The sequence below is a fragment of the Simplicispira psychrophila DSM 11588 genome (assembly GCF_000688255.1).
Lineage (GTDB): Bacteria > Pseudomonadota > Gammaproteobacteria > Burkholderiales > Burkholderiaceae_C > Simplicispira > Simplicispira psychrophila.
The window spans coordinates 25,630-37,429 of the sequence record NZ_JHYS01000022.1 but is presented as its reverse complement, the minus strand read 5'-3'; the positions used below and the strand labels follow the sequence as shown (position 1 = coordinate 37,429).

Annotated in this window: 9 protein-coding genes; 4 read left to right on the top strand and 5 right to left on the bottom strand. The window is 63.3% G+C overall.

Annotation, left to right across the window (positions count from 1 at the left end; all coding sequences use genetic code 11):
* On the top strand, positions 1–182 hold a 182-nt coding region (gene tnpA, locus Q390_RS19680; RefSeq protein WP_027996966.1), incomplete at its 5' end, for an IS200/IS605 family transposase.
* 377 nt (positions 183–559) lie between these two features.
* Positions 560–3,097: a cation-translocating P-type ATPase gene (locus Q390_RS0115960; RefSeq protein WP_027996965.1), complete on the top strand. Its 2,538-nt coding sequence runs from the start codon at positions 560–562 to the stop codon at positions 3,095–3,097.
* Between the two features lie 4 nt (positions 3,098–3,101).
* Here the strand turns inward: Q390_RS0115960 and Q390_RS0115955 are convergent, their stop codons facing one another.
* Positions 3,102–4,040, bottom strand: a complete 939-nt coding sequence (locus tag Q390_RS0115955; protein ID WP_027996964.1) for a cation diffusion facilitator family transporter — start codon at positions 4,038–4,040, stop codon at positions 3,102–3,104.
* Positions 4,041–4,135: 95 nt separating this feature from the next.
* Positions 4,136–5,077 (bottom strand): CDF family Co(II)/Ni(II) efflux transporter DmeF, encoded by a 942-nt coding sequence (gene dmeF, locus Q390_RS0115950; RefSeq protein WP_027996963.1) that lies wholly within the window; start codon positions 5,075–5,077, stop codon positions 4,136–4,138.
* A gap of 64 nt (positions 5,078–5,141) precedes the next feature.
* Here dmeF and Q390_RS0115945 point away from each other — a divergent pair, with 64 nt between their 5' ends.
* The gene (locus Q390_RS0115945) at positions 5,142–5,417 is read left to right on the top strand and encodes a metal/formaldehyde-sensitive transcriptional repressor (protein ID WP_027996962.1); all 276 of its coding nucleotides are present in this window, start codon (positions 5,142–5,144) and stop codon (positions 5,415–5,417) included.
* 145 nt (positions 5,418–5,562) lie between these two features.
* Here the strand turns inward: Q390_RS0115945 and Q390_RS0115940 are convergent, their stop codons facing one another.
* On the bottom strand, positions 5,563–6,870 hold the full coding sequence (locus Q390_RS0115940; RefSeq protein WP_027996961.1) for an MFS family transporter: 1,308 nt from the start codon (positions 6,868–6,870) through the stop codon (positions 5,563–5,565).
* A gap of 257 nt (positions 6,871–7,127) precedes the next feature.
* On the opposite strand from Q390_RS0115940, the gene Q390_RS0115935 reads away from it, so the two are divergent.
* Positions 7,128–7,706 carry a lipocalin family protein gene (locus Q390_RS0115935; protein WP_051603302.1) on the top strand — a complete coding sequence of 193 codons (579 nt, stop codon included), beginning with the start codon at positions 7,128–7,130 and terminating at the stop codon, positions 7,704–7,706.
* Between the two features lie 103 nt (positions 7,707–7,809).
* On the opposite strand, the gene Q390_RS0115930 is transcribed toward Q390_RS0115935, so the two are convergent.
* Positions 7,810–9,897 carry a putative bifunctional diguanylate cyclase/phosphodiesterase gene (locus tag Q390_RS0115930; protein WP_245606944.1) on the bottom strand — a complete coding sequence of 696 codons (2,088 nt, stop codon included), beginning with the start codon at positions 9,895–9,897 and terminating at the stop codon, positions 7,810–7,812.
* A gap of 275 nt (positions 9,898–10,172) precedes the next feature.
* Positions 10,173–11,798 (bottom strand): ABC transporter ATP-binding protein, encoded by a 1,626-nt coding sequence (locus Q390_RS0115925; protein WP_211250490.1) that lies wholly within the window; start codon positions 11,796–11,798, stop codon positions 10,173–10,175.
* Between the last annotated feature and the right edge of the window lie 2 nt (positions 11,799–11,800).

Here is an 11,800-nt window from a genome sequence, read left to right as displayed (position 1 = left end):
CGAACCTGGTGAACAGCCTCAAGGGCGTGTCTAGCCGCCTGCTGCGAAAAGAGCGCCCGGACATTGCCAACAGGTATTGGAAGAACATGCTGTGGTCGCCTTCCTACTTTGCCTCGTCCTGTGGTGGTGCTCCCCTTGATGTGATCCGCAGGTATATCGAGCAGCAGCAAACGCCCCACTGAATACCTATGCCCGCTTGCGCGGGCAGCGCTATCCTTGCCCGCCCAAATCAGGCGTCTCTGCCTCTAGGCTGCTGCGCAGCCGACTGACTTGGACGGGGCTTGCCGCGCATTTGGTCAGTCACGCCAAAGCCCACAGCATGCGCCTTGCCCAAGGCTGAAGGATGTTTTCATCACATTCCTGGCAAGGCGTTTTGCCTGCATTGTGCGGCGCACTGAACTTTGGCACTGGCATTGAAACTATCAAAAAAATAGCTGCTTGCGCTGGATGGGAAAGCGTTTGCAGCCTGTTTCATTCAAACCAAAAGACCTGACGTTTCCTACCCGGTGTTGTGCCTACACTGGCGACAGCCCACGCTCTGAGGACAACTGCAATGCCCATGGATAAAGCGCCTTCGCCCCGCACAACGCCAGCACGGTGCGGCCTAAGCGCCGCTGAGGCTGCGCGCCGCTTGGCCCTGGAGGGCCCGAACCTACTGCCTGACGGCGCGCCTAAATCCACCTGGGCCATCGTGCGCGAGGTGGTGACCGAACCAATGTTCCTGATGCTACTGGCCGCCGGCGCCATCTACCTAGCGCTGGGAGATCCGGGGGAGGCACTGTTTCTGCTCAGCTTCGTCTTTGTGGTCATTGGCATGACGGTGACCCAAGAGCGCAAGACGCAGCGCGCGCTCGAATCCCTGCGCGACCTCTCAGCGCCACGCGCACTGGTGATCAGGGACGGCCAAGAGCAGCGTATCGCCGGGCGCGACGTGGTGCGCGGCGATTTGCTGGTGCTGCACGAAGGCGACCGCATCGCCACCGACGCGCTGCTGTGTGAAGGCCAGCTCGAAGTGGATGAATCGCTGCTGACCGGCGAGTCTGTACCGGTGGCCAAAGCACCCGACGCCGCCCTATTCGCCAGCACTCTCGTCACCCGGGGCGTTGGCCTGGCCGAGGTCAGCGCCATCGCCGCCGCCACTGCCGTGGGACGCATCGGCGCCGACTTGGCCGCCACCACCGAGCCGCCCTCGGCGCTGCAACGGGGCTCGCGCACCCTGGTGCGCCGGCTCGGTGCGGGCGCACTGTTGCTGGCCTGCGTCCAAGTATTTCTGGGCTGGTGGTGGAATGGCCGGCCGCTGCTGGACAGCCTGCTGTCCGGCATCGCGCTGGCCATGGCCATCCTGCCGCAGGAAATTCCGGTCATCCTCACCATCTTCTTGGCGCTGGGCGCATGGCGCCTCTCGACACAGAAAGTGCTGACCCGGCGCACCTCAGCGGTCGAGGCGCTGGGTGCCATCACCGTGCTGGCGGTGGACAAGACCGGCACGCTCACCGTCAACCGCATGGAACTCGCCGAGCTGGCAACCGCCCGCGCACAGTTCACGCCCGAGGGCGCGAGCGAGCTGCCCGAGGAGTTCCACCGGCTGACCGAATTCGCACTGCTGGCCACGCCGGGCGACCCGTTCGATCCGATGGAAAAAGCCATCCAGCGCTTTGGCCACCAGTGGCTGGCCGGCACCGAGCATGTGCACGACGGGCGCGAGCCGGCGTTTGAATACGCCCTGTCGGGCGAAATTTTGGCCATGACGCGGGTATTTGCCAGCGCCCAGCCTGCGCAATATTTGCTGGCTACCAAAGGCGCACCCGAAGCCGTGGCCGACCTGTGCCACCTCCACCCCGACGCCAGGGCCGCCATCCAGCGTCAGGTAGAAGCCATGGCCGAGCGCGGCCTGCGCGTGCTGGGCGTGGCGTGCGGGCGCTGGAGCGGCATCGCCGCAGCGCAGGGCAACGCCCCACCGTGGCCGCAAAGCCAGCACGACTTCGACTTTGAATTCCTCGGACTGGTCGGTCTGGCCGATCCGCCGCGCGCTGAAGTGCCGGCCGCCCTGGCCGAATGCCGGCGCGCTGGCGTGCGCGTGCTGATGATGACCGGCGACCACCCGGCCACGGCCCGCGCCATTGCGCAGCAGGTGGGTCTGTCGCAGCGCCCCGACGCCATCACCGGCGCCGAGCTGGAAGCGCTGGACGACGCCGCCCTGCGCCAGCGCTTGCAGCACGTCGATCTGTGCGCACGCCTCAAACCCCAGCACAAGTTGCGCCTAGTGCAATTGCTACGCGCTTCCGGCGAGGTGGTGGCCATGACCGGCGACGGCGTCAACGACGCCCCGGCCCTGAAAGCTGCCGACGTCGGCATCGCCATGGGCGAGCGCGGCACCGATGTGGCGCGCGAAGCCGCCGCGCTGGTGCTGCTGGACGACAGCTTTGCGCGCATCGTCGCCGCCATCCGCCAAGGCCGGCGCATTGACGACAACATCCGCAAAGCCACGCGCTTCACCTTTGCTGTGCATATCCCCATCATCGGGCTAGCGCTGGTGCCGACGCTGCTGCACTGGCCAGCGCTACTGCTGCCGGTACACATCGTGCTGCTGGAGTTGCTGATCGACCCGGCCTGCTCCATCGTCTTCGAGGCCGAACCCGAGGCCGAGGGCCTGATGGAGCGTACGCCACGTCCGGTGACTGACTCGCCGTTTGCGGTCGGGCCACTGTTCTACTCAATAGTGCAAGGCCTGGGCATGGCGGCCGTGCTACTGGCCGGGCAGGCCTGGCTGACCAACCACGGCTGGAGCCACGCGCAAGGGCGCAGCGTAGTATTTGGCTCGCTGGTGCTGGGCGTGATGCTGTTGATCTGGGCCAACCGTGATTTATCACGGCCGGCGTGGTTTGGCATCACCGACCGCAACCCTTGGCTGTGGGCCATGGCCGGCGGCATGGGCCTGTTGCTCGTTGCCGTGCTGGGCATCCCGTGGCTGCGCACGCTGATGGGGCTGGAGCTGCCGGGCCGCCAAGGCTTCGTCATAGCGGCGGCACTGATTGCCGTGAGCTTCCTCTGGCTGGAGTTGGTGCGCCGCGTCGGACAGCGCTGGCGCCGCGCCTAAGCATCTACGTCGGATGGTCCAGATCGGGCTTGCGCCAAGGGTCCACATGGGCCATCAGGTTGAGCACGCGGTGCCGCTGCAAGACGCGCTGGCGCGCCAAAACAGCGATCTCGTGCCCGGCCTCGACGGTCAGCGTGGCGTCCACCTCCAGGTGCGCGTCCACCACAATCATGTCGCCCATCTTGCGCGTGTGCACATCGTGTACACCGCTCACGCCCGGGGTATCGAGCAGCGTCCGGCGAATCGCCTGCACCTCTTGCTCATCGACTGCGCGATCCATCAAGTCGTGCAGCGCATCCCAGCCAAACGTCCAGCCCATGCGTGCCACCATAAAGCCGACGATCAGCGCTGCAATCGGGTCAAGAATGGGGTAACCCAGCAGGTTGCCAGCGATGCCGATGCCCACCACCAGCGACGAGGCTGCATCCGAGCGCGCATGCCACGCATTGGCCACCAACATGCTCGACTTGACGCGCTTGGCCACCGCCAGCATGTAGCGAAACAACAGCTCCTTGCTCACCAGCGCCGCACCCGCCACCCACAGGGCCACCACATGCACCTGGGGCACCTCCGCAGGGTTTTCCAGCTTCAGCACGGCCTGCCACACCATGCCCACCCCCACGCCCAGCAGCAGCAGGCCCAGCACCAGCGAGGCAGCAGTTTCAAAGCGCTGGTGGCCATACGGGTGCTCCTTGTCGGCCGCTTTTTGGGAATGGTGATTGGCTAACAGCACGACAAAGTCAGCCACCAAGTCTGACAGCGAATGGATGCCGTCGGCAATCAGACCTTGCGACTTGGACAGCACGCCGACCACGATCTGGAGGGTGGACAGCACCAGGTTGACCCCCACGCTCACCCACGTGCTGCGCGATGCAGCGGCGGCCCGCTCCTGGTGCGCGCGCGTGCTACCTTCGGTATCGTTGTCAAGGTCGCTGAAGTTCATGGCCGTGGATCTCTAGGAATCGTGCGCATTCGCGCGCTGCACACGATTCTGCCTGCAGGCTCGGCAGTTATTGAAAAAAGCGAGATCTCCCGGACTCACGCCAGCACGGCTGCGTCTGCGACATGGAGCTCGATCGTGATATGGACCAGTTCCTCATGCACCCGCAGCAGCTGCTTGAAATACTCCGGGTCAGCGCCTTGCGACGTGACCAGAGACACGATGCACGCATAGTTGCCGCGGCCCACACGCCAGACATGCAGATCGCTGATGTGCGCCGGCAGCGGGCTGGCCGCGATGACTTCACGGATTTCCTGCACCACCGGTGCGTCCATTTCAGCATCGAGCAGCACCTTGCCCGCATCCCGCAGCAGGCCCTGGGCCCACACCGCCACCAGCACAGCGCCCACGATGCCCATGAGCGGATCAAGCCAGTTTGCACCCCAGACCTTGCCGCCCAGCAGCGCCACGATGGCGAGCACCGAAGTGGCCGCGTCGGCCAGCACATGCAGGTAGGCCGAGCGCAGGTTCAAGTCATGGTGGTGCGGGTGGTCGGCTTGTCCGTGGTCATGGCCGTGGTGGTGCCCACCCCGCAACAACCAGGCACAGGCCAGGTTAACCAGCAGGCCCACCACGCTGATGGCGATGGCCTCATCGTAGTGGATGGGTTGCGGCGCCATCAACCGCTGGAGCGACTGCACCAACATCACGCCAGCCACCAGCACCAGTGCCAACGCGCTCGTGTATCCCGCCAGCACCTCGATCTTCCAGGTGCCCAACGAAAACCGCTTGTCGTGTGCGTAATGGCGCGCCGCCGCGTAGGCCATGGCCGAGAGTCCGAGTGCCAGGGCATGGGAGCTCATATGCCAGCCATCAGCCAGCAAGGCCATCGAGTTGAAAACCCAGCCGCCGGCGATTTCGGCCACCATCATCACCAACGTCAGGGCCACGGCCCAGCGCGTGTTGCGCTCGGCCAGCGGGTTGTCCTGGTGAAAATGGTGGGAATGGGTCCAGTGGGGATGCGGGACAGAGACTTGCATGAAATGGGGGGTCTGGAAACGCCCATAATATACTCCACCCCAGTATAGAAAGGAAGCAATCAACATGGCGCACACCGTTGCGGGACAGAAACCATTGCTGGCGCGCGTGCGCCGAATCCAGGGCCAGACCAGTGCGCTTGAAAAGGCACTGCTGGCCGAAACCGACTGCGCCGCTGTGTTGCAGCAGATCGCCGCGATCCGGGGCGCCATCAACGGCCTGATGGCCCAGGTGCTAGAAGGCCATCTGCGCGAGCATGTGAGTGCAGCTGGCCTGCAAGAGAGCGAGCGCACGGCCGGTATGGACCAGGTCGCTGCCGTGCTTCGGTCTTACCTGCGTTAGTCCACGAACCACCGCAGGGGCAGGAGCGGTACTCAGCGACTTCTGGGGATCGCTACAAATTTAGTAGCTAGCAGCGCTTTACAGACAAGCGTGTGGAGCCATTTCGACCAGAAATGGCCTTTCGCCCAGCACCCGCTGTCGGTTCTTAAGGGTCGGTACGCAAGTAGCTGGCGTGCCGCGGCAGGCGCAGGCTGACCAGAAAAGCGACCACCATCATCCCGGTGACATACCAGTAAAACGCCGACTCGTGGCCCAGTGACTTGAGTCCCAGTGCCACATATTCGGCCGAGCCGCCAAAGATGGCGTTGGCGATGGCATACGACAGCCCCACGCCCAGCGCGCGCACTTCGGGCGGAAACATTTCAGCCTTCACGATGCCACCGATGGAGGTGTAGAAGCTGACGATGGCCAGTGCCAGCAGGATCAGCGCAAATGCTGCATAAGGGCTCTGCACATGCTGCAGTACCGTAAAAATCGGCACCGTGGCCAGCGCCCCCAAGCTGCCAAACAGCATCATGCTGGTGCGCCGACCAATGCGATCGGACAGCGCACCAAACAGCGGCTGCATGCACATGTACAGAAACAGGCAGGCCGTCATCACGTAGCTGGCGGTCTTGATCGACATGCCGGCCGAGTTGACCAAGTACTTCTGCATGTAGGTGGTGAAGGTATAGAAAATCAGCGAACCACCAGCGGTATAGCCCAGCACCGTCAGAAAGACGGCGCGGTGGTTGCGCAGCAAGCCGGCCACGCTGCCGGCCTCCTGACTGGCACGCGTCTCGGCCGTCGAGGTTTCTTTGAGCGTGCGCCGCAAAAACAGCGCCACCACGGCGGTCAAAGCGCCAATGACGAACGGAATACGCCAGCCCCAGGCCTTCATCTCGGCCTCGCTGAGCCACTGCTGTAGCACCACCACCACCAGCACCGCCAGCAGTTGCCCGCCGATCAGCGTGACGTACTGGAACGACGAGAAAAAGCCGCGCTGACCGCTCAGCGCCACCTCGCTCATGTAGGTGGCGGTGGTGCCATATTCGCCGCCCACCGACAACCCCTGGATCAATCGCGCCAGCAGCAGCAGGGCCGGTGCCCAGGCACCGATGCTGGCGTAGGTGGGTAGCGCGGCGATCAGCAACGAGCCGCCGCACATCATCAGCACCGACAGCACCATCGACGTCTTGCGCCCACGCCGGTCGGCGATGCGGCCAAAAATCCAGCCGCCGATGGGTCGCATCAGAAAACCCGCCGCAAACACTCCTGCCGTGTTCAACAACTGCGCCGTCGGATCGGACTTGGGGAAAAAGGACGGTGCGAAATAAATCGCACAGAAGGCGTAGATGTAGAAGTCGAACCACTCGACCAGGTTGCCCGACGAGGCCGCCACGATGGCAAAGACGCGCTTGCGCTTTTCTTCGCTGGTATAGGTGGGAGCGGGCGCAGCAGAAACCGTTGCCATGGCGTTCTTCCTGTGAAGCGGCGGTGAAAAACCTTAGCACTTTCTATCCTTTGCCATGCACGCAGTTGTAAAACCATCGTCCGCGCCACCACAGGGATGCGCCCTGCCTTGGCTGCAACCGGTCGGCTCTGTGACTGCCCTGCCTGACAACATCTGCCAGCTGCGGCCTACAGGCACCGCAGTGGTAGCGCCACTACATTCACGCATCGGCCCACACAGCGGCGCCATTGCATCCCATCTCCACAAGGAATTGCACCATGTTTTTGCCTCCCTCTTTACGCCGCAGGCCCGCGCTGCCCCTCGCCTTGGGAGCGGCGGCCCTGCTGTCCCTGCTGGCACTGAGCGCCTGCGCTACGCGCGTACCCCAAGGCATTGAGCCGGTGTCTTTTGATCTGGACCGCTACGCCGGCCACTGGTATGAGGTGGCGCGTATCGACCATCGTTTTGAAAAAGGCTTGGTGCGCACCAGTGCCCACTACAGCCGCAACCCCGACGGCACGATCCGTGTGGTCAACCGCGGCTTTGATCCGAAACGCCAGCAATGGAAAGAGTCAGTAGGCAAGGCGCGCTTTGTCGGCGAACCCACGCAGGCGGCGCTGAAGGTATCGTTCTTCGGCCCGTTTTATGGGGGTTACAACGTGGTGGCGCTTGATCCCAAATACCAATGGGCGATGGTGGTCGGGTCAAGCCTGGATTATTTCTGGATCCTGTCGCGCACGCCGGTGCTGGCCGAGAACGTCCAGCAGCAACTGCTGCTCCAGGCGCGCAACCTGGGGGTGGACGAACAGCAGGTGCTGTGGGTGCTGCAGGACGGCGCCAACACCACCGGCAGATAAGAACACGCCGCAAAAAATCTATTTCGATAGCTGCTAACGCTTTATACACAAGGGCTAGAGGCACATTTAACCCTAGGATAAGCGCAAATAGTAGCTGCGTCCGCTACATCGGCGTGGGCGCAATCACCCCACCTGTCTCCAGCAACAGGCGTGTCAATTGCTCCTCGGACACAGGGCGCGAGAGCAGGTAGCCCTGAAATTCATCACAGCCCTGGTAACGCAAAAAATCAAACTGCGCCTGGGTTTCCACTCCCTCGGCCACCACCGTCTTGCGCAGACTCTTGCCCAGCGAGATGGCAGCGCGCGCAATCATCGCCACCTCCTCTTCGTGCTCCAGGCCCGTCACCAAAGAGCGGTCGATCTTGATCGTGTCCAGCGGAAAACGCCGCAAGTAGCTCAGTGATGAATAGCCGGTGCCAAAGTCGTCCATGGCCAGACCCACGCCCAAGGCCTTGAAGTCGCTCAGGATGGCCACGGCACGCTCACTGTCGCCCATGAACACCGACTCGGTGATCTCCAGCTCCACCTGACAAGGCGGCACTTGGGCTTGGCGCAGCAAGGCGGACACGTGCGCCACGATGTCGTGGCTCAAAAAAAGCTGGGGGGACAGATTGACGGCCAAGCGCAGCGGCACCTCGCGCTGGTGGTTCCAGCGGTGCGCGGCGGCCAGCGCAAGGCGCAGGATGGCGGTGGTCAGCGGCAGGATCAGTCCGGTTTCTTCGGCGATGGGGATAAAGCGATCCGGCCCTACCGTGCCCAACTCGGGGTGGAACCAGCGCGCCAGCGCCTCGACGCCGACGATGCGGCGCCGGTGGTCCACTTTCGGCTGGTAATGCACCTCAAAGGCGCCCTGCTCCAGTGCGGTGCGCATGGCCGCCTCCAGGTGCAGACGCTCATCGGCTTGGCGGTTGAGTTCACGGGTGAAAAACTGAAAATTGTTGCGCCCCCGGTCTTTGGCGGCATACATGGCCACGTCGGCGTGCTTGAGCAACAGCTGCGCATCATCGCCATCGCTGGGGAACATGGCTACACCCAGGCTGGCACCGACCTGAAACTCGCGCCCGGACAGCATCACCGGGCGGCCAATGTCTTTCAGTACCCGCTCCAGCAGCGAGATCACGCTGCTCGTGCGGTAGTGGTCGTTGATGACCAGCACAAACTCGTCGCCACCCAATCGGGCCACGGTGTCGGAACTGCGCAGGCACCCCGTCAGACGCAAGGCCACCTCCTTGAGCAGCTCATCGCCTGCGGCATGACCCAGGCTGTCGTTGATGAACTTGAAGTTGTCCAGGTCGATAAACACCAGCGCCAGGTAGTAGCCCAAGCGTGTGGCGCGTGCGATACCCTGCGCGATGCGGTCACCCAGCAGCACGCGGTTGGGCAGACCAGTGAGCAGGTCATGGTTGGCGTGGCGCTCCAGTTGCTCTTGGTAATGGCGCCGCTCGGAGATGTCCTGCACCGTGCCTTCATAGCACAGGAATTCGCCATGCGAGCCGCGCACGACATGGGCGTTTTCCGATATCCAGATACGCGTGCCATCGCGCCGGTACACCTCCGACTCGAAGTTGAGCACTTGACCCTGGGCCTTCATCAGCCGGTGAAAAACTTCGCGCCTGCCCGGCTTGGCGTACAGGCGGCGGTCGATGTCGGACAGGTCGGCCATCAGCGTTGCGGGCGTCTGGTAACCGTAGATGCGCGCCAGCGCCGGGTTGGCAGCCAAGTAATGGCCATCGCGCGTGGTCTGGAAGATGCCCTCGCTGGCGTGCTCGAAGATGTGACGGTAGCGCAGTTCGGCGTGCTCCAGGGCCTCCCGCGTGCCCTGGGTCTGGGTGATGTCTTCAATGAAACCTTCCACGACCAGCACGTTGTGCTCATCGTGCACCGCCACACCGCGCTCGGTCACATGGCGCGTCTGCCCCGACAAGGTGGTGATGCGGTACTGCACTGCAAAGCGCTGTCCACTGGCCACAGCGCGCTGGACAGCACCGCGCACCCGCGGCAGATCGTCCGGATGGGTAATCTGCGCCCAGGAGACCCCGTTGGGGCCGAGCAACTGCGCCGGGGCATAGCCGGTCAATTCCGCACACCCCTGGCTGACAAAAACCATCGTCCAGTGGGCATCGTTCAGGCAGCGGTAGGCCATGCCTTCCAGGTTGTTGACCAGTGTGTCCAGCACCCGGGAACGGTTCACGACTTCAGTGGAAAGCAGGCTGGCGCGGCGATGGCGGGGAGCGAAGAAAGAAGGCACAAAAAAGTCCATGGCATGGTGAAAGCTGAAGGCCTAGACAAGCAATTACCATGCCCAACATCAGGGCTGTCGATTGCACCAAAGAGGTGCAAATTACCCTAACCCACCGATCGAAGACCTTCCGCTCCCGTTTCCGGTGCATGGCATCACTTTAATTTTGATAGCTCTTAGCGCTGTCAAGACCGGCGCCAGAGCGATTTTCAGCCTGCAACACGGTGCTATCTGCTATCAGACACCGTGGCCGCAGCCACCAGGCGCTGGGTATAGGGATGCTGCGGCGCATCCAGCACCTGGGCCACCGGGCCGTTTTCCACGATTTCGCCGTCTTTCATCACCAGCACGTGGTGCGCCATGGCGCGAATCACATCGACATCGTGGGTGATGAGCAGGTAGCTCAAACCCTTTTCCTTCTGCAGGCGCTGTAGCAAGGCCAGGACCTGCTGCTGGATGGTGACGTCAAGCGCGCTGGTCGGCTCGTCCAGCACCAGCACCTGCGGCTGCACGATGAGGGCGCGGGCAATCGCCAGCCGTTGGCGCTGGCCACCGGAAAATTCGTGCGGATAGCGCGCCAGCAGGCCGGGAAACTGCGCTTCGCTCAGACCCACTTCAGCCAGCGCCGCCTCGACCCGCGTGCGCCGTTCGGCTGTGGTCTGCTGCGACTCGTGTACGCGCAAGCCCTCGCCCACGATTTCTTCCACCGTCAGGCGCGGCGAAAGTGACGAGAACGGATCTTGGAACACCACCTGTACCTGCCGACGCAGCTGCTGGTTGGCCGGGGTATTGCGCGTGGCCGGCTGCTGCCACGCCTGGCCACTGACCTGCACCCCGCCCGAAAAGGGCAACAGTCCCAGCAGCGCTTGCGCCAGCGTCGATTTGCCCGAGCCTGACTCACCCACCACGCCCAGCGTCTGCCCCGCCAGCAATTGCAAGCTGGCGCCCTGTACGGCCACGAATTCGCCTTTTTTGAACCAACCACGCACACCCGGCAGCGGCGTGGGGTAGACCACCCGCAGGTTTTGCGCCTGCACCACGGGCACGGTGCCGGGTGGAGGCGCAGCCTCCTGCACATCGCGTCGGGGCTGGCTGGCCATCAGGCGCTGGGTATAGGCGTGCTGCGGTGCGTTGAACACCTCGGCCACACGGCCTTGTTCGACCAATACGCCCTGCTCCATCACCGCCACACGGTCGGCAAAGCGGCGCACCAGATTCAGGTCGTGGGTGATCAGCAACACCGCCATACCGCTGCTGCGCTGCAAAGCCGACAGCAAATCGAGAATCTGACCGCGCAGCGTGACATCGAGCGCCGTGGTTGGCTCGTCGGCCAGCAGCAGCGCCGGCTCGCTGGCCAGCGCCATGGCAATCATGGCGCGCTGGCGCTGGCCGCCGCTCAGCTGGTGCGGAAAGGCATTGGCGCGCCGCGCAGGTTCTGGAATACCGGTTTTTGCTAATAATTCAATAGCTGCTTGCGCAGACTGGGCGGGCGTTAGCGCCTTTTTAAGCTCTAAAACCTCGGTAATTTGCTGGCCGATGGTCATCAAAGGGTTCAATGCCGTCATCGGCTCCTGAAACACCATGGCGATGTCACCACCGCGCACGCCGCGCATCTCACGCTCTGATAGAGAGAGCAGATCGCGCCCGCGTAGCTTGGCTTTGCCACTGATGTTGGCATCGCCCGCCAGACGCAGCAGGCTGAGCGCGGTAATGGTCTTGCCCGAGCCTGACTCGCCCACCAGCGCCAGCTTTTCACCGGCTGCAATGGCAAAACTGACACCGTGCACCACCGCTTTGTTACCAAAGCGCACTTCCAAGTGTTCTACCTCCAGTAAGGGTGTTACAGTATTCATGT

Bases quoted from the DNA above. Each gene is read 5' to 3' on its own strand.
- Q390_RS0115960 (WP_027996965.1), top strand. From the start codon at position 560: ATGGATAAAGCGCCTTCGCCCCGCACAACGCCAGCACGGTGCGGCCTA.
- Q390_RS0115935 (WP_051603302.1), top strand. From the start codon at position 7,128: ATGTTTTTGCCTCCCTCTTTACGCCGCAGGCCCGCGCTGCCCCTCGCC.
- Q390_RS0115940 (WP_027996961.1), bottom strand. From the start codon at position 6,870: ATGGCAACGGTTTCTGCTGCGCCCGCTCCCACCTATACCAGCGAAGAA.
- Q390_RS0115955 (WP_027996964.1), bottom strand. From the start codon at position 4,040: ATGAACTTCAGCGACCTTGACAACGATACCGAAGGTAGCACGCGCGCG.
- dmeF (WP_027996963.1), bottom strand. From the start codon at position 5,077: ATGCAAGTCTCTGTCCCGCATCCCCACTGGACCCATTCCCACCATTTT.
- Q390_RS0115945 (WP_027996962.1), top strand. From the start codon at position 5,142: ATGGCGCACACCGTTGCGGGACAGAAACCATTGCTGGCGCGCGTGCGC.
- Q390_RS0115925 (WP_211250490.1), bottom strand. From the start codon at position 11,798: ATGAATACTGTAACACCCTTACTGGAGGTAGAACACTTGGAAGTGCGC.